Here is a 16,454-nt window from a genome sequence, read left to right as displayed (position 1 = left end):
CGCGTGATATGCGGTGCTGACTGCGCGGGCCGCTATTCTCGCACCACGCCGTTACTGGCTCCCGACTGATACACTTTGATACAAATCGCCGGCACGGCAACGCACGGCGTGGATATGCGGCGGATAGAATCTCATACCGCTCGCGGCGGCCGCCGCGACGCCCATCCCAGACAGAACCGCATGGCGCAACGCGATCACATCCTGCTGGTGGACGACGACGCCGAGATCCGCGACCTGCTGTCGGAGTACCTGACGCGGGAGGGATTCCAGGTGACTGCGGTGCCGGACGGCCGGAGCATGGACGAGGCGCTGGAGGACCGGCGCTTCGACCTCGTGGTGTTGGACCTGATGCTGCCCGGCGAGGACGGCATCAGCCTCTGCCGGCGCCTGCGCAGCCGCTCGATCCTTCCCGTGATCATGCTCACCGCCCGCAGCGAGGAGGCGGACCGCATCACCGGCCTCGAGACGGGCGCCGACGATTACCTGGCCAAGCCCTTCAACCCGCGCGAGCTCCTGGCCCGGATCCAGAGCGTGCTGCGCCGTTTCCGCACCCTGCCGGAGAAAGCGCCTGCCGAGCAGGCGCGCCATTTCACATTCTCCGGCTGGAAGCTGGACACCCTGACCCGCCAGCTGGTGTCGCCGGCCGCGGTGGTGACGCCCCTGTCCGGCGCCGAGTACCGGCTGCTCAGCGTGTTCCTGCACCACGCCGGGCAGGTGCTGAGCCGCGACCAGCTCACCGAGATGATCCGCGGCCGCGGCAGCCACATGCCCTTCGATCGCAGCATCGACGTGCAGGTGAGCCGCCTGCGCCAGCGCCTGGGCGACGACGGCCGGGTGCCCGCCTTCATCCGCACGGTGCGCGGCGAAGGCTACGTGTTCGCCATGCCGGTGGAGGTGGAGGCGTGAGCCGGCTCTGGCCCCAGTCCCTTTACGGACGCCTCGCGCTGGTGCTGCTCTCGGGACTGTTGGTGGCGCAGCTCATCAGCGCCTACATCAGCCTGTATGAGCGGGACCAAGCCCTGTTCCACTTCAGCGATGCCCAGTGGGCGCAGCGCATCGCCCAGGCGGTGAAGCTGATGGATTCCCTGGATGTGGGTGAGCGCCAGCGCATCGCCGGCATCATCACCACCCCGCGCATGCTGGTGAGCCTGAGCCAGCAGCCCCGCGCCAGCGGCGTGCCGGATCCGCAGCTCGCGGATTACCAGGGTGCGCTGCAGGAGCTCATGGGCGGGCGCGACGTGCGTGTGGTGGTGACCGAGAGCACGCCGAAGGAGGCCATCGCCGGCGTGCCGGTGCCGGTGGATGCCCCGAACATAGAACGCAGTTCCCACCTGGTCACGGAGGTGCAGCTCAAGGACGGCAGCTGGGTGAACTTCGACCATCCGCGCCCCTGGGTGCTCACCAGCAGCCCGGCTCGGCTGGTGCTGAGCCTCACGGTGCTGCTGCTCTCGGTGCTGCTGCTCTCGTTCCTGGCTGTGCACTGGCTGACCCGGCCGCTCTCGACGCTGGCGCGCGCCGCGGACGAGCTGGGCCGCGACATCCACCGCCCGCCGTTGCCGGAGCAGGGCTCGCTGGAGGTGCGGGCCGCCGCCGCGGCGTTCAACACCATGCAGGCGCGCCTGCGCGACTATATCTACGAGCGCACCCGCATCCTCACCGCCGTCTCCCACGACCTGCGCACCCCCATCACGCGCCTGCGCCTGCGTGCCGAGCTGCTCGGCGACGAGGAGCTCAAGGCAAAGCTGGTGCGGGACCTCCAGGAGATGGAGAACATGACCAGCGCCACCCTCTCGTTCCTGCGCGGCTTCGAGGACCGGGAGCCGCTGCAGAGCGTGGACCTGATGGCGCTGTTGGAGAGCCTGGAGACGGACTCGCGGGACATGGGCTACGACGTGACGCTTCAGGGCAGGATCACCCGGCCGGTATCGCTGAGGCCGCATGCGCTCCGGCGTCTCCTGGACAACCTCGTGACCAATGCGATCCGCTACGGCAAACGCGCCATCATCACGGTTGAAGACCTGGGGCGTGAGGCCGCGATCCGGGTGCGGGACGCGGGGCCCGGCATCCAGCCGGACGAACTGGAGAAGGTGTTCGAACCTTATTACCGCCTGGACGCAGCCCGCAGCCAGGAGAGCGGCGGCGTGGGTCTGGGTCTCAGCATCGCCCGCAACATCGCGGAACTGCACGGTGGGACCCTGGCCCTTCAGAACCATCCGGCAGGTGGACTCGAAGCGATCTTAACGCTGCCTATCCGTTAAACCTGCTGCGCTCGGCAGGGCGTTGTTGGGCTTCGGACTCGCAGTCGGTCATGCACGCCTAGCCCTGCCTTCGCTCGCGACGGTTCAATGGTCCTTCTTTCAGGGAATTCCGATTAGCTTCTCGCCGCGTGCCCGCGCGGCCATCAGTGCATCGAGTTTTCCTGTCACGTCCGCCACCTCGATGCAGTCCATGGCCTTGGGGTCGCGCACCCGCATGCCCCACGGGGCGGCCTCGGGTGTGAGGCCGTCGAACTGCTTGAGCGCGTCAGGATAACGGTCCACGCGCCAACGCTGGCTGAAGTAAGGGCCGGCCCGGTCCGGGTTGGTGGTGGCGTAGAGGCCGATCACCGGGGTGCCGGCGGCCGTGGCCATGTGCACGGGCCCCGAGTCCGGCGAAACCAGCACCGTGGCGCGGCCGAGCAGCGCCAGGAGTTCCTTGAGTGAGGTCTTGCCCACGAGGTCCGTGACACCGCCCTTGGCCAGGGCGGTGATGCGCTCGCCGTAGGCCCGCTCGATCTCGCTGCGCCCGCCCGTCACCAGCACCTGCATGCCGTGCCGCGCCACTGCGTGGTCCGCCAGCGCCGCGTAATGCTCCGGTTGCCAGCTGCGCCAGTTGCGGAAGCGCGGGTTCGCGCAGGGGCTGATGATGAGGGTGGGCTTGGTCTCGGGGATACGCTCCCGGGCGTAAGCCTCGGCCGCCCCGGGCACCGGGATGTCCCAGCGCAGCACGCGCTCCCGGATGCCGAGCGCTTCGGTGAAGCCGAACAGGCTGTCCATCACGTGCTGGCGGTCCCGGTGCGGGATGCGGCGGTTGGTGAACAGCCACTGGAGGTCGTGCGCACGCTGCCTGTCGAATCCAAGGCGGACGGGCGCGCGCACCGCCAGGCTCGCGATACTGGCGCGCAGCGACATCTGCATGTGCAGGAACAGGCCGAAGCGGCGGCCCTTCAGCGCGCGGCGCGTCTGCAGGTACGGGTTCTGGGATTTGTCGAAGATGATAAACTCGATGCCGGGGATGTCCCCCACCAGGCTCGCTTCCAGCTTCCCGATGATCCAGGTGATGCGCGTATCAGGCCACGCGGCCTGCAGCGTGCGTACCACCGGGAGCGTGTGGCACACGTCGCCCACCGCCGAGAGGCGGATCAGGCACAAGGATTCGGGAGCGGCCATGGACATGCTTCGAGGACCGTGATGGCAGCCAAGATGCAGCGATCAGGCGACGTGGCCATCCTATACGATGACGCCCTACTTGACCACGCGGACACCGCGCTGTTCATGCCGCCCACGGGGGCGGTGAACGCAGTGGGCGGACGCGGCAGCGCCTGGATCCTCGACCGCGGCGGCGAGCAGTGGGTGCTGCGCCACTACCGGCGCGGCGGATTCGCCGCGAAGCTCTCCGCCGACCTCTATCTCTGGACCGGTCTCGAAGGTACCCGCGCGTGGCGCGAGTGGCGGCTGCTGGATTCCCTATATAAGGAGGATCTGCCGGTGCCCCAGCCGGTGGCGGTGCGGGTCACGCGCCATGGGCTCTTCTACAGGGCCGACCTCATCACCCGCCGCATCGGCGAGGCACGTTCACTGGCGGAAAGGCTGCAGGGCGATGCCAGGCGCATCCCTTGGGGCGCCATCGGCGCCTGCATCCGCCGCTTCCACGACGCGGGCGTGTGCCACGCGGACCTGAACGCCCACAACCTGCTCCTGGACGAGGAGGCCAAGGTCTATCTCATCGACTTCGACCGGGGAGCGCGCCGCCGCAGCGGCGACTGGAAGCAGGAGAACCTCGCGCGCCTCAGGCGTTCCCTGGACAGACTGCTGGGCAGGGCATCCGACGCCGGCGACTGGGCGGCGTTGCTGGAAGGCTATCGCGCCGCCTGATTCACTTGCGCGGGCCGGCCTGGGCCAGCGCGTTCACCGAAACCACGGCCTCCTTGAGCGCGAACGCCATTCCCAGGCCTTCGATGCGCTTGGCCACGGTGCGCGCTTTCTCCGTGAATGCAGCATCCTGCAGCACCTTGCCGAGCTGCGCCGTGAGGTCCGCCGCCTCCATGCGCGCCGTGGTCCCCGCGCCCAGGCCCGCGACCTTCTCGGCGGTGATGCGTTCCGGGAACACGGTGGGGATGGCGATCTGCGGCTTGCCGGCGTAGAGCAGGGTGCCGACGATGTTGTGGCCGCCGTGGGTCACGCCGAGGTCGCACTCCTGGGCGGTGCGGGCGAGGTCCAGCGGTCGCTGGGTGATGCGCAGGTTGCCGGCGGCGTACCGGCGGGTGAGTTCCTCCGGCGCATGGGGCATGTACACCAGCACCGGCTGGCCGGTGGCGGCGAGCGCGCGCAGCACATCGGCGATGGGCTTGAAGGGCTCCAGGTAGGCGAAGATCTTCTTGCCCGGCGCCTCCGGCCAGGCGGGCGCCTCGCCCATGCCCGGCTGGAAGTTGCCCAGGTACTTCACGTCCCGGCGCGGGCCGTAGTCATCCAGTTCCGGATAGGTATAGAGCTCGCGGATGTCCGCTTCGCCGTACAGCGCGCCGATGCTGGCCACGCGCGGCGCGCCGATGGCGTCCAGGCCCTGGTTCATGCTCGAGAGCACCATCTGCTCGCGGGCGGCCATGCGCTCCGGATCCGCGTTCTTGGCCCAGGTACGCAGCAAGGGCAGCGGCGATTGGGCTGGCGGCACCAGGAAACCGATGCCCACCACCAGGGTGCGGATGCCGGTGCCGCGGGCCGCCAGCATGGCGGAGGGGGCGTGGGCGCAGCGCACGATGTCCGGTTTCACCTGCTCCAGCAGGTGTCGCCAGGCGCGCACCCTTGCGGTGACCGCGCCGGGGTTGCCATAGCCCAGGTTGATGAGCACGTCGGCGAAGGTCATGGGCGAGGGCAGCGGCGTGCTCACCGGGATCACCTGGGTCGGGGCCTGGTAGTACTTGAAGCGGTCGCCCAGCAGGCGCTCGGCATGGGTGAGGTCACGCAGGGCGGCCTGCACCTCGTGCCCGGCCTTGGAGATGATCTTGCCGCCGGCAGTGAGGCCTTCGGCGTAGGCGAGGCCGTTGCCCAGTTCCCAGCATAAGAGTACGCGTGCCATCTCCAATCTCCATTAGCTTTGGAACATCTGATACGCGATGCAGGATGCATCGCGCGTCACGCGAGTGTTCCTGCGCTCGCGTGACGGAGGCGGTCCGGGCGTGTACCGGACCGCCGAGCCTGAACGGCCCAGGATGGCGCCGTTCAGGCCTATGTTGTGGAAGCGCAGATTGAGGCGCGAATGCGCCTCAATCGCGCGGCACGACCTTGAAACGGTCGTGGCTCCAGAGGTACTGCTCCGGCACCCGCCGGATGCGTTCCTCCAGGAGCTTGTTGATGCGCAGTGCGTCCGCCGCCGGATCGTCCGTGGGGAAGCCCTCCAGCGCGGGCTCCAGCACCAGGGCGTAGCCCTCGGTGCCCGGCAGGCGCTCCACGAAGAACGGTACCACCGGCGCGCCGGTGGTACGGGCCAGGCGCGATGTGGCGGTGTTGGTGGGGGCGGGGATGCCGAAGAACGGCACCATCTCGCTGTTCTTGCCGCGATAGCCCTGGTCCGGGGCGTACCAGACGGGCTTGCCCTCCTTCAAGCTGCGCAACATCAGGCGCACGTCGTTGCGTGGGATGGCCCGGTCGAAGTGGCGCTCGCGGCTGCGGCGCATCACCTCTTCGATCAGCGCGTTCTGGTTCGGCCGGTACATGAGGTGGAAGTCCGTGCACAGGCCCAAGAGGCGCCCGCCTATCTCGAGCGTGGTGAAGTGGGCGCTGAGCAGGATCACGCCGCGGCCTTCGGCCCGCGCCGCGTTCAGGTTCTCCACGCCCTCGATGTGGGCCAGCCCCTTGAGGCGCCCGGCGCTCGCCCACCAGCACATGCCGATCTCGATGAAGGCCATGCCGAGGGAGTCGAAGTGGCGGCGGGCCAGGCGTTCGCGGGCCGGAGCATCCAGCTCCGGGAAGCAGCGTTCCAGGTTGACGAGGGTGATGCGCCAGCGGCGCCGCGCCGTGAGCCTGAGCAGCGTGCCCAGGCCCCGGCCCAGGGACAGCTGCAAGGAATAGGGCAGGTACACCGCCAGCCGGACGAACCCCAGCAGGAACCAGATGGGCCAGTAGTGGGGGTTGAAGAGGGCGCGCTTCATGCCGGCCGAGTATAAAGCCCTGCGTGCTATCATGCCCGCTGTTTTTCGATTGCTTTTCAGGGGCTTGCATGCAGGTCAGCGTTCCGCAGTTCGACCAGGTGCGCGTGCTGGTGGCCGGGGATGTGATGCTGGACCGTTACTGGTTCGGTCCCACCCAGCGCATCTCCCCGGAGGCACCGGTGCCGGTGGTGCACGTGCGCGACACCGAGGAGCGCCCCGGCGGCGCCGGCAACGTGGCGGTGAACCTGGCGAGCCTGGGCGTGCGCTGCATGGTGCTCGGCATCACCGGCGACGACGCCATCGCCGACAGCCTGGCCGCCGCCATGCAGAAGCGCGGCGTGCAGTGCAAGTTCAACCGGATCAGGGACGCGGCCACCATCACCAAGCTCCGGGTGCTGTCGCGCCACCAGCAGCTCATCCGCCTCGACTTCGAGGAGAGCTTCGGCAGCTTCAGCGGCGCGCCGCTCCTGCCGCTGTTCAAGCCCGCGCTCGCCGACACCGACGTGGTGATCCTCTCGGATTACGGCAAGGGCAGCCTCGCCTCGGTGCAGGACCTGATCGCCGCGGCCCGCGCTGCCGGCAAGCGTGTGCTGGTGGACCCCAAAGGGCGCGACTTCGGCAAGTACAAGGGCGCGAGCCTCATCACCCCCAACCTCGGCGAGCTGGAGGCGGTGGTGGGGGAATGCGCGGACGAGACGACCATCGTCGCCAAGGGCGAGAAGCTGCGCGACGAGCTGGGCCTGGAGGCCCTGCTCGTCACCCGCAGCGAGCATGGCATGACGCTGCTGCAGAAGGGCAAGCCGCCCCTGCACCTGCCCACCCAGGCCCAGGAGGTCTCGGACGTGACCGGCGCCGGCGACACGGTGATCGCGATCCTGGCGGCGGGGCTGGGCGCGGGCTTGGACTATCCGGACGCAGCCCGGCTCTCCAACCTTGCGGCCGGCATCGTGGTGGCCAAGCTCGGTGCCGCCACCGTGAGTCCGGCGGAGCTGCGCCTCGCGGCCCACAGCCGTAGCGGCAGCGGCGCCATGGACGAGGCCGCGGCGGCGGACGCGGTGGCCCATGCCCGCAGCCAGGGCGAGCGCATCATCATGACCAACGGCGTGTTCGACATCCTGCACGCCGGCCACGTCACCTACCTTGAGGCGGCGCGCCGCTTAGGGGATCGGCTGGTGGTGGCGGTGAACGACGACGCCTCCGTGAAGCGCCTCAAGGGCCCCGCGCGGCCGGTGAACTCCCTCGAGAACCGCATGCGCGTGCTGGGCGCGCTCTCCTGCGTGGACTGGGTGGTTCCCTTCTCGGAAGACACGCCGGAGCGGCTCATCTGCAAGCTCCTGCCGGACGTGCTGGTGAAGGGTGGCGACTACAAGGCGCAGGACGTGGCGGGCTATGGCTGTGTCACGAAGAACGGCGGAGAAGTGAAGATACTGCCGTTCGTGAATGGATTATCCACAACCAGAACCATCGAAGCCCTGAAGAAGGGCTGAGCGGCGCCATGCGTTTCTTCTATACGCTGGCCCTCTTGCTTCTCGCGCCCTTCGCCTTCGCCTGGTTCGCCTGGCGGAGTTTCCGCCAGACCGGCAGCGGCGACAAGCTGGGAGAGCGGCTCGGCAGCTCGCCTTACCTTCCGCCCGGTGTCGCCATCTGGGTGCACGGCGCCTCGGTGGGCGAGATCCGCGCCGCCGCGCCGCTGGTCCAGTCACTGCACCGCAAGTATCCGGACCGGCCGCTGCTGGTCACCACCTTCACCGCCACCGGCCGGCGCCAGGCGCGCCAGCTCTTCGGCGACCGGGTGGTGGTCTCGCTCATGCCCTACGACTTGCCGTTCTTCGTGAGCCGTTTCCTGCAGGGCACGCGGCCCGCGGTGGGCGTGATCATGGAGACGGAGGTATGGCCGAACCTCTATGCCGGCTGCGACAAGCGCAAGATCCCGCTGCTCCTGGTCAGCGCGCGCATGTCGGAGCGGGCCTTCAACAGGTATTCGGAGTGGACGTTCCGCGGCCTCATCCGCGGCGCGCTGCGCCGCGCGAAACGGGTGGCGGCCCAGACCGAGGCGGACGCGGCCCGCTTCAGGGCTCTCGGTGCGCCCGAGGACCGGCTCTCGGTGATGGGTAATCTCAAGTTCGACGTGCAGGCGGGCGCGGACCTCATGGAGACGGGCAAGGCATTGCGCCACAAGCTCTTCGGCAAGGCCGGGGTGCTGGTGGCGGGGAGCACCCGCGAAGGCGAGGAGCCCATCCTGCTGGAGGCGTTCCGCAAGCTGCTCGCGGCCAGGCCTGACAGCATCCTGGTGCTGGCGCCGCGCCACCCGGAGCGGGCCAACGCCGTGGCCGCCGCCATCAGCGCCGCCGGCTTCGGCTTCCGGCGCCTGAGCGCGGGCGAGACGCCGATCAAGGCGGGTGAAGTGTTGTTGATAGATGTCCTGGGCCAGCTCATGAAGTTCTACGCCGCCGGCGACGCCGCTTTCGTGGGCGGCACCCTGGTCCCGGTGGGCGGCCACAACCTCCTGGAGCCCGCCGCCGCCGGCCTGCCGGTGCTGGCGGGACCGCATTTGGCGAACGTGCAGGACGTGGCTGAGATGCTCAAGGATGCGGGCGTGCTGACGCCGGTGAGCGACGCCGACACCTTGGCCGCCGCCGCGGCCTGGCTGCTCGGCAACGACGCCATGCGCGGCAGCATAGGCGAGCTGGCCCGGGGCAAGGTGCTGCAGAATCGCGGTGCCCTGGAACGGGCGCTCAGCCTCGTCAGCGCCGAGCTCGCGCGCCGCTAGACCTCCAAAAAAAAACCCGGCTGGCGCCGGGTTTCTCGTCTTCAGGCCTTCTTCGCTCTTACTTGCGTGGCGGCGTGCCCTCAGGCGGGTTCACCGTCATGGCCGCCGGCACCGGGGAGGTGGCGGAGGCGGGCGCCGCCATCGTGCCGCCCGTGGGGGCAGCGGTCATGGCCGGCTGCGAGACGGGGGCCGACTCCTGCAGCATCACGTTCATCTGCTTCACGTCGGCCTCGGTGAGGATGCCGGCCGCCTGCTTCAGCGTGAGCACGTTCTTTAGATAGGTGTAGCGGGCGTTGGCGAAGCCGGTCTGGGCCTTGAGCAGGTTCTGGCGCGCGGTCAGCACGTCCACGATGGTGCGGGTGCCCACCTGCAGGCCGGTCTCGGTGGCGTCCATGGAGGTCTCGTTGGATTTCACGGACTGCTTCAGCGCCTCCACCTGGGAAATGCCGGACAGGACGCCGATGAAGGCGGTACGGGCCTGCTTCTCCGTCTGGCGGGTGGTGATCTTCACCTGGTCGAGTGCCGCCTGGTACTGGTACTGGGCCTGGTTCACGCGGGCCCAGCTGCTGCCGCCGTTCCAGATGGGCCAGCTCAGCTGCAGGTAGGCGGTGTTGGTGTTGAAGTTGCTCGGGTTGTTGAACTGCTGCGTGCCGAGGCCGGCAGCGCTGATGGTGCCGTTCTGCTTGTCGTCGTTCTTGTTATGGGACAGCACCAGGCTCAGGTTCGGCAGGTGCTGGCCGCGCTGCACGCCCACCGCCGCACTGGCGGCGTCGGCACCGGACTGGGCGGCCAGCAGGTTCGGGTTCTGCTTGAGGGCCTGGTCAACCCACTGCTGGGCGTTGTTCGGCTCCGGCGAGCGCAGCGGCATGTCCACCGAGGGCTCCTTGAGCTCCGCCGATTCGCGGCCGGTGATGGCGCGCAGGCTCTCCTCGGAGTTCACCACCTGCTGCTGGGCGGTGATCTCGTCTGCCACCGCCTGGTCATAGGCTGCCTGGGCCTCCTGCACGTCGGTGATGGCGCTCATGCCCACCTCGTACTTCTCCTTGGCCTGCTCGAGCTGCTTGGAGAGGGCGTCCTTGGCGGCGTGGTCGGCGGCCAGGGTATCGCGGGCATTGAGCACGTCGAAGTAGGCGGTCGCGACCCGCAGGATCAGGTCCTGCTGGGCGGCCTGGAAGTTGGCTTCCGCCTGGGCCACCTGGGCGCTGGCCTGTTCGATGCCGCTCCAGGCGGTCCAGTCGAAGATGGCCTGCGTCAACTGCGCGGTGTAGACGGTGTTGTAGTCGTGGGACGAGATGGTGGTGTCCACGAAGCCCCCGGACGTGAACTGGGGCTGGTCGCCACTGGAACGCTGGACGGTGCGCCGGCCGCTCAGGGTGATGTTCGGGAAATAGGCGCCGCGCGCGATGGGCGCGTTCTCCTGCTGGGCCTGATAGTTGGAGTAGGCCTGCAGGAAAGTGGGGTCGTTCTGCACCGCCTGCTGGTACACCTCCCAGAGGTCGTCGGCCTGGGCAGGGGCGGCTGCGGCGGCCAGGAGGGCGCCGATGGTGAGGGCGAGGGTCGTCTTACGCATAGGTCCCTTCCAGAAGATGTTAGGATCAAAAGGTAAGTGTTGTAGTCAAATATAACACCATATCTCTCACCTGGCAAGCCCCTGGATACAAGGGCTTTTGGCCTTGCCCTCTAATAGCGGGGTAGGCTGGGCTCCAGGTCCGCGGCCCAGGCGTCTATCCCGCCGGCCAGGTTCACCGCTTGATAACCCTGGGCGGCCAGGAACTCGGCCACCCGTTGGCTGCGGCCGCCGTGATGGCACATGACCACGTAGGTGCGCTGGCTATCCAGTTCCTCCAGGCGTCCCGGGATCTGTCCCATGGGGATATGCCGGGCGCCCTGTACATGGACCAGGGCGTACTCGGAGGGTTCCCGCACATCCAGCAACTCGGCCGCCGGGCCGCGCTCCTTGAGCAGGGTCTGGGCCTCGACAGGCGGAAGCTGGGCTACCGCCATCTAGAACTTGAAGCGGCGCGGCGCCGGCGCGTTCTTGAGGGCCGGCAGGTCGGTCTCGAACAGCGAGGCGCGCACCCAGGCGTCCTCGGCGGTGCGGGTGACGAGCAGCGCTTCCATCACCGGCGAACGGCCCACCACCATGAACAGGCGGCCGCCCACGTTGAGGCGCTCGGCATAGGCCTGCTGGAACTCGGGCAGGGAGCCGGTGACCGCGATCACGTCGTGGCGTTGCTCCAGCCAGTCGAGCTTGGTGCCGTCGCGGGTCTCGAGCCGCACGTTCTTCACGCCCAGGCCCTTCAGGGTCTTGCCGGCGTGCTCCACGAAGTCCGGGTGGATGTCCACCGAGAGCACCTCGCGGGCGCGCTTGGCAAGGCAGGCGGCGAAGTAGCCGCTGCCGGTCCCGATCTCGAGCACCGTGTCCTGCGGCCGCGGGTCCAGCGCCTGCAGCGCGCGTCCCTCCACCGTGGGCGAGAGCATGCACTCGCCGTGGGGCAGCGGGATCGGCGTGTCGGCGTAGGCCACGTTGCGGTAGGCCTCGGGCACGAACTTGTCCCGCGGCAGGGCTTCGAACACCGCGAGCGCCCGCAGGTCGAGAACGTGCCAGGCGCGGATCTGCTGCTGGACCATCTGGGTGCGGGCTTCTTGCATGTCCATGGTTTTTCTGCGGAAAAAGCTGGGATTACAGGCCGCAAAGGTTAAGCGCTCGGAGGACGCTTGGCAAGGAAAACTGTCATCGCCGCGGGTGACAGATGTCACGCGGGCCGCCGAAATCGCGTGTCCGGACGGGAGGTATAATGTCCGCCGTGTCCCGCACCTGGGACGCAAGGAAGCTGGGGGTGCCTCGCGAGAGGCTGAGAACACACCCTTGGAACCTGGCCTGATGACCGCCGTGCCGGACACAAACCGGACACCGCGGACAGCACGGCGAGGGAATGCTTCGCAGCGGGACGTCATCCCGCAGCGCGTTCCCTCGTCACCACGACGAGGAATGGATCATGAGCGCAGTCCCCGAGGAATTCGTCCGCCGCACCGAGGCCCTGGCCGAGGAGGCCACCCGGCCCTTCGCCCGTTCCCGCAAGGTCTACGTGACCGGCAGCCGCGCCGACGTCCGCGTGCCCATGCGCGAGGTGGGCTTGAGCGACACGCCGGCGATGTTCGGCGCCGAGAAGAACGGCGCGTTCACGGTCTACGATACCTCCGGCCCCTACACCGACCCCGAGGCGCGCATCGACCTGCTCAAGGGCCTGCCGGCGCTGCGGGCCGGGTGGATAGAGGAGCGGGGCGACAGCGAGACGCTGGCCCAGCCCAGCTCCGAGTTCATGCGCCGCCGGGAGAAGGATCCCGCACTCGCCCACATGCGTTTCGAGCGCCTGCGCCCGGTGCGCCGCGCGAAAGCCGGCGCGAACGTGAGCCAGATGCACTACGCGAAGCAGGGCATCGTCACGCCGGAGATGGAGTTCATTGCGATCAGGGAAAACCAGCGGGTGGAGACGCTCAAGGACGCGGGCCTGTTGAAGCGCCACCCCGGCGAGGGCTTCGGCGCCCATCTCCCGAAGCTCATCACGCCGGAGTTCGTGCGGGACGAGGTGGCGCGCGGCCGCGCCATCATCCCCAACAACATCAACCACCCCGAGAGCGAGCCGATGGTCATCGGCCGCAACTTCCTGGTGAAGATCAATGCCAACATCGGCAACTCCGCCGTGACCTCCGGCATCGCGGAGGAGGTGGAGAAGCTGGTGTGGGCCACGCGCTGGGGCGCGGACACGCTCATGGACCTCTCCACCGGCAAGCACATCCACGAGACCCGCGAGTGGATCATCCGCAACGCCCCCATCCCCATCGGCACGGTGCCCATCTACCAGGCCCTGGAGAAGGTGGACGGCAAGGCCGAGGAGCTCACCTGGGACATCTTCCGGGACACGCTCATCGAGCAGGCGGAGCAGGGCGTGGATTACTTCACCATCCACGCCGGCGTGCGCCTGGCTTACGTGCCGCTCACGGCGAAGCGCGTCACCGGCATCGTCTCCCGCGGCGGCTCCATCCTCGCCAAGTGGTGCCTGGCGCACCATGAGGAGAACTTCCTCTATACCCACTTCGAGGAGATCTGCGAGATCATGCGCGCCTACGACGTGGCCTTCTCCCTGGGCGACGGCCTGCGCCCCGGTTCCATCGCGGATGCCAACGACGAGGCCCAGTTCGCGGAGCTGGACACCCTGGGAGAGCTGACGCAGATCGCCTGGAAGCATGACGTGCAGACCATGATCGAGGGGCCGGGCCACGTGCCCATGCAGCTCATCAAGGAGAACATGGACCGCCAGCTCAAGGTCTGCCACGAGGCGCCGTTCTATACCCTGGGTCCGCTCACCACCGACATCGCGCCGGGCTACGACCACATCACCAGCGCCATCGGCGCCGCCATGATCGGCTGGTTCGGCACCGCCATGCTCTGCTACGTGACGCCCAAGGAGCACCTGGGGCTCCCGGACCGGCAGGACGTGCGGGACGGCATCATCAGCTACAAGATCGCGGCCCACGCGGCGGACCTCGCCAAGGGCCACCCCTCGGCGCAGGCACGCGATAACGCGCTTTCCAAGGCCCGCTTCGAGTTCCGCTGGGAAGACCAGTTCAACCTGGGTCTCGATCCGGATAAGGCGAAGGCGTTCCACGACGAGACGCTGCCCAAGGAAGCCGCCAAACTGGCGCACTTCTGCTCCATGTGCGGGCCGCATTTCTGCTCCATGAAGATCACGCAAGACGTGCGCGAGTACGCGGAGAAGGGGATGGCGGAGAAGTCGAAGGAGTTCCGGGAGCGGGGTGGTGAATTGTACGAGCGCGAGTAGCCTGAGGCTTGGCATTCTGGCCTAGTAGTTTTCGCAATTTTGGTCCTGTCATGGGTCCGGTGCTGCAGGGATAATACGACCCCATCTCGAGCCGAGGCCTCCATGCGCATCGACCTCAGCCACACCGTCGAGCACGGCATGATCACCTACAAGGGCCTGCCGGCGCCCATCGTCTGCGACTACCTCTCCCGGGAAGCCTCCAAGAAGAAATACGCGGAAGGCACCACCTTCCACATGGGCAAGATCGAGATGATCTCCAACACCGGCACCTACGTGGACGCGCCGTTCCACCGGTACGAGCACGGCAAGGACCTCTCGGAACTGCCCCTGGAATACCTCGTGGACCTGGATGGTTTGGTGTTCAGGGCCGGCGACCGCAAGGCGCTCGGTCCGGAGCTATTCGGGAATGCAGAGGTGCGGGGCAAGGCGGTGCTGGTGCATACGGGCTGGGCCCGGCACTGGCGCACGGACCAGTACTTCGAGGGGCATCCTTATCTCACGGAAGCGGCGGGTCTCTGGCTCAAGGACCAGGGCGCGCGCTTCGTGGGGATAGACTCCTTGAACATCGACGGCACCCAGACCGGCGCGCGGCCGGTGCACACGGCGCTGCTGGGCGCCGACATCCCCATCTGCGAGCACCTGTGCAACCTGGAGCAGCTCCCGGACTCCGGCTTCCGCTTCCACGCGGCGCCGGTGAAAGTAAAAGGCTTCGGCACCTTCCCGGTGCGGGCCTACGCCATCACATGAGGGAGAGCGACGTGCGCAAGCAGATCATCCAGACCGACCAGGCCATGAAGTCCTTCGCCGGCTACAGCCAGGCAGTGAAATCCGGCGGCTTGGTGTTCGTCTCGGGGCAGGGCCCCTTCGACACCGCGGGCAACGTGGTGGGCGAGACCATCCAGGAGCAGACGCGCCAGTGCCTCAAGAACGTGGAGGCGATCCTGAAGGCCGCGGGCAGCTCGCTGGACATGGTGGTGAGCGCCACCTTCATCCTGGCGGAGGAGGATGACTTCGCCGGCATGAACGAGGAATGGGGCCGCTGGTTCCCGAAGGACCCGCCGGCACGCCAGGGCGCGAAACTGCCGGTGCGCCCCAAGGGCATGAAGGTCTCGATCGCGGTGATCGCCCAGGCCTGATCATTCCTCCTCGTCGTCCTCCGCCTCCGGCTGCTCGGAGGCGGCGACCTCGTCCTGCCGCAGGCCCGGCGGCAGTTCTTCTCCGGACACGGACTTGAACGACTCCGGGTCGTACCCGGCATCGCCGTCCTCGATGGGCTCCAGCGCGCCGGTCCAGTCCTCCGGCTCCTCGGTGTGCTCCAGGTCGCGGCCCTTCCAGTCGTCGAAGTCGAAGGCCGTGAGGTCGCCGTCCAGGTACTGCACTTCCACGTTGCGTTCCTCATCGTCCACCGCGATGACGCGGAACTCCTCCTCGGTAGCGAGATCGAGATACCACTCGCCCACGCGGGGGCGCAGCTGTTGTTCGCTCCTCTCCATACTTCTTTCCTCCGTCGCGTGATTTCTTTCGACTCTACTCGCCATGCGTGCGGCGGACGGTGACGCGCTTCATGCCGCGCTGCCGCGCGCGACACGTGTTCAGGTGATGACCCCACGCACGCCACGGAAGATGCGCAGGCGTATTTTCAGTTAACCGTATCCGCCATCGCATGTTCGGATGCGTGATTCAGTTCAAGTCTTGCTTGCAGCGGGCTGCGTAGAGTGGCCTTGGAGATGCGACCACACTGCGTTCCACAGTTAGGAGAGCGATATGAAGATCAAAGGATTGTTGACCATCACCGCCGTGGCCGCCGCGCTGGGCCTGCCGTTCGCTGCCCAGGCCGATGACGGCTGGAGCAACTTCTGGCAGCAAAGCTTCATCGGCGTGGACGTCGGCCGGGCCAACCACGGTGGTTCCCGTGCCACCACCATCCCGGGCTTCACCAACGACGTCAGCGACAATGACACCGGCTGGCGGATGAACCTCGGCTACCAGTTCAACCGCGTGTGGGCCCTTGAGCTGGGTTACGTGAACCTGGGGACCACCCGGCTCACCGCGACCGGGCCCGGCGGCTCGTTCACGAGCGAGCGCAAGGCGCGCGGTTTCGTGATCGATGGCACCGCCATGATGCCGTTCACCGACACGTTCTCGGGCTTCCTGCGCCTCGGCACCATCGACGGGCACGTGCAGGAGAACGACACCTCGGTCGGCACCATCACCGTGCCTTCCAGCAGCACCAGCAGCGATGACTGGCGCGCCACCTACGGCGTCGGCCTCGACTGGCGCGTGGCGGACCACCTGAGCCTGCGCCTGGGCTGGGACCAGTACCACCAGCTCGGCAACTCGAGCAACGTGGGCGAGAACAACGTGAACTTCACGAGTCTCGGCGTGCTGTTCCGCTTCTGACCATCATTAGTACCAAGGCGATGCACGAAGGGCC

16 protein-coding genes are annotated in these 16,454 nt (G+C 67.8%); 9 read left to right on the top strand and 7 right to left on the bottom strand.

Features of this window, described 5'->3' with window-relative positions; genetic code table 11:
- Positions 1–180 precede the first annotated feature (180 nt).
- Positions 181–906, top strand: coding sequence for a response regulator (locus VF651_12370; protein ID HEX7966497.1), 726 nt, complete (start codon positions 181–183; stop codon positions 904–906).
- Positions 903–2,258: an ATP-binding protein gene (locus tag VF651_12365; GenBank protein ID HEX7966496.1), complete on the top strand. Its 1,356-nt coding sequence runs from the start codon at positions 903–905 to the stop codon at positions 2,256–2,258. Before VF651_12370 ends, VF651_12365 begins: the two co-directional genes overlap by 4 nt.
- A 99-nt stretch (positions 2,259–2,357) precedes the next feature.
- Here VF651_12365 and VF651_12360 read toward each other — a convergent pair whose 3' ends face one another.
- On the bottom strand, positions 2,358–3,428 hold the full coding sequence (locus VF651_12360) for a glycosyltransferase family 9 protein (protein HEX7966495.1): 1,071 nt from the start codon (positions 3,426–3,428) through the stop codon (positions 2,358–2,360).
- Between the two features lie 21 nt (positions 3,429–3,449).
- On the opposite strand from VF651_12360, the gene VF651_12355 reads away from it, so the two are divergent.
- The gene (locus tag VF651_12355; GenBank protein ID HEX7966494.1) at positions 3,450–4,133 is read left to right on the top strand and encodes a 3-deoxy-D-manno-octulosonic acid kinase; all 684 of its coding nucleotides are present in this window, start codon (positions 3,450–3,452) and stop codon (positions 4,131–4,133) included.
- Position 4,134: 1 nt separating this feature from the next.
- Here the strand turns inward: VF651_12355 and VF651_12350 are convergent, their stop codons facing one another.
- Both VF651_12350 and lpxL read right to left on the bottom strand, forming a co-directional pair.
- Positions 4,135–5,334, bottom strand: coding sequence for a nucleotide disphospho-sugar-binding domain-containing protein (locus tag VF651_12350; protein HEX7966493.1), 1,200 nt, complete (start codon positions 5,332–5,334; stop codon positions 4,135–4,137).
- 187 nt (positions 5,335–5,521) lie between these two features.
- Positions 5,522–6,406, bottom strand: coding sequence for an LpxL/LpxP family Kdo(2)-lipid IV(A) lauroyl/palmitoleoyl acyltransferase (lpxL, locus tag VF651_12345; protein HEX7966492.1), 885 nt, complete (start codon positions 6,404–6,406; stop codon positions 5,522–5,524).
- A gap of 68 nt (positions 6,407–6,474) precedes the next feature.
- Here lpxL and hldE point away from each other — a divergent pair, with 68 nt between their 5' ends.
- Both hldE and VF651_12335 read left to right on the top strand, forming a co-directional pair.
- A complete protein-coding gene (gene hldE, locus VF651_12340) occupies positions 6,475–7,893 on the top strand; it encodes a bifunctional D-glycero-beta-D-manno-heptose-7-phosphate kinase/D-glycero-beta-D-manno-heptose 1-phosphate adenylyltransferase HldE (protein ID HEX7966491.1) in 1,419 nt (472 codons plus the stop codon).
- Positions 7,894–7,901: 8 nt separating this feature from the next.
- Positions 7,902–9,176 (top strand): 3-deoxy-D-manno-octulosonic acid transferase, encoded by a 1,275-nt coding sequence (locus VF651_12335; GenBank protein ID HEX7966490.1) that lies wholly within the window; start codon positions 7,902–7,904, stop codon positions 9,174–9,176.
- Positions 9,177–9,234: 58 nt separating this feature from the next.
- Here VF651_12335 and VF651_12330 read toward each other — a convergent pair whose 3' ends face one another.
- From VF651_12330 to VF651_12320, 3 genes are all read right to left on the bottom strand, one after another.
- Positions 9,235–10,746: a TolC family outer membrane protein gene (locus tag VF651_12330; protein HEX7966489.1), complete on the bottom strand. Its 1,512-nt coding sequence runs from the start codon at positions 10,744–10,746 to the stop codon at positions 9,235–9,237.
- 110 nt (positions 10,747–10,856) lie between these two features.
- A complete protein-coding gene (locus VF651_12325) occupies positions 10,857–11,180 on the bottom strand; it encodes a rhodanese-like domain-containing protein (GenBank protein ID HEX7966488.1) in 324 nt (107 codons plus the stop codon).
- Positions 11,181–11,834: a protein-L-isoaspartate O-methyltransferase gene (locus VF651_12320; GenBank protein HEX7966487.1), complete on the bottom strand. Its 654-nt coding sequence runs from the start codon at positions 11,832–11,834 to the stop codon at positions 11,181–11,183.
- Between the two features lie 341 nt (positions 11,835–12,175).
- Between VF651_12320 and thiC the strand changes: the two genes are divergently transcribed.
- The 3 genes from thiC (at position 12,176) to VF651_12305 (ending at position 15,156) form a co-directional block, all read left to right on the top strand.
- The gene (gene thiC / locus VF651_12315; protein ID HEX7966486.1) at positions 12,176–14,020 is read left to right on the top strand and encodes a phosphomethylpyrimidine synthase ThiC; all 1,845 of its coding nucleotides are present in this window, start codon (positions 12,176–12,178) and stop codon (positions 14,018–14,020) included.
- A 102-nt stretch (positions 14,021–14,122) separates the two neighbouring features.
- Entirely contained in the window at positions 14,123–14,767 is a 645-nt protein-coding gene (locus VF651_12310; protein HEX7966485.1) for a cyclase family protein, read from the top strand.
- Between the two features lie 11 nt (positions 14,768–14,778).
- Positions 14,779–15,156 (top strand): RidA family protein, encoded by a 378-nt coding sequence (locus VF651_12305; GenBank protein HEX7966484.1) that lies wholly within the window; start codon positions 14,779–14,781, stop codon positions 15,154–15,156.
- Here the strand turns inward: VF651_12305 and VF651_12300 are convergent, their stop codons facing one another.
- Positions 15,157–15,513: a DUF6763 family protein gene (locus tag VF651_12300; protein ID HEX7966483.1), complete on the bottom strand. Its 357-nt coding sequence runs from the start codon at positions 15,511–15,513 to the stop codon at positions 15,157–15,159.
- A 271-nt stretch (positions 15,514–15,784) separates the two neighbouring features.
- Here VF651_12300 and VF651_12295 point away from each other — a divergent pair, with 271 nt between their 5' ends.
- Positions 15,785–16,420, top strand: coding sequence for an outer membrane beta-barrel protein (locus tag VF651_12295; protein ID HEX7966482.1), 636 nt, complete (start codon positions 15,785–15,787; stop codon positions 16,418–16,420).
- The last annotated feature ends 34 nt before the right edge of the window (positions 16,421–16,454 follow it).

It is taken from the genome of Gammaproteobacteria bacterium (assembly GCA_036383255.1).
Taxonomy (GTDB): Bacteria; Pseudomonadota; Gammaproteobacteria; order Natronospirales; family REEB76; genus DASUBN01.
This window is presented reverse-complemented; position numbering and strand designations above follow the sequence as displayed.

Excerpts from the sequence above, each read along its gene's own strand:
- VF651_12370 (HEX7966497.1), top strand. The coding sequence starts at position 181 with ATGGCGCAACGCGATCACATCCTGCTGGTGGACGACGACGCCGAGATC.
- VF651_12360 (HEX7966495.1), bottom strand. The coding sequence starts at position 3,428 with ATGGCCGCTCCCGAATCCTTGTGCCTGATCCGCCTCTCGGCGGTGGGC.
- VF651_12355 (HEX7966494.1), top strand. The coding sequence starts at position 3,450 with ATGGCAGCCAAGATGCAGCGATCAGGCGACGTGGCCATCCTATACGAT.
- VF651_12350 (HEX7966493.1), bottom strand. The coding sequence starts at position 5,334 with ATGGCACGCGTACTCTTATGCTGGGAACTGGGCAACGGCCTCGCCTAC.
- lpxL (HEX7966492.1), bottom strand. The coding sequence starts at position 6,406 with ATGAAGCGCGCCCTCTTCAACCCCCACTACTGGCCCATCTGGTTCCTG.
- hldE (HEX7966491.1), top strand. The coding sequence starts at position 6,475 with ATGCAGGTCAGCGTTCCGCAGTTCGACCAGGTGCGCGTGCTGGTGGCC.
- VF651_12335 (HEX7966490.1), top strand. The coding sequence starts at position 7,902 with ATGCGTTTCTTCTATACGCTGGCCCTCTTGCTTCTCGCGCCCTTCGCC.
- VF651_12330 (HEX7966489.1), bottom strand. The coding sequence starts at position 10,746 with ATGCGTAAGACGACCCTCGCCCTCACCATCGGCGCCCTCCTGGCCGCC.
- VF651_12325 (HEX7966488.1), bottom strand. The coding sequence starts at position 11,180 with ATGGCGGTAGCCCAGCTTCCGCCTGTCGAGGCCCAGACCCTGCTCAAG.
- VF651_12320 (HEX7966487.1), bottom strand. The coding sequence starts at position 11,834 with ATGGACATGCAAGAAGCCCGCACCCAGATGGTCCAGCAGCAGATCCGC.
- thiC (HEX7966486.1), top strand. The coding sequence starts at position 12,176 with ATGAGCGCAGTCCCCGAGGAATTCGTCCGCCGCACCGAGGCCCTGGCC.
- VF651_12310 (HEX7966485.1), top strand. The coding sequence starts at position 14,123 with ATGCGCATCGACCTCAGCCACACCGTCGAGCACGGCATGATCACCTAC.
- VF651_12300 (HEX7966483.1), bottom strand. The coding sequence starts at position 15,513 with ATGGAGAGGAGCGAACAACAGCTGCGCCCCCGCGTGGGCGAGTGGTAT.
- VF651_12295 (HEX7966482.1), top strand. The coding sequence starts at position 15,785 with ATGAAGATCAAAGGATTGTTGACCATCACCGCCGTGGCCGCCGCGCTG.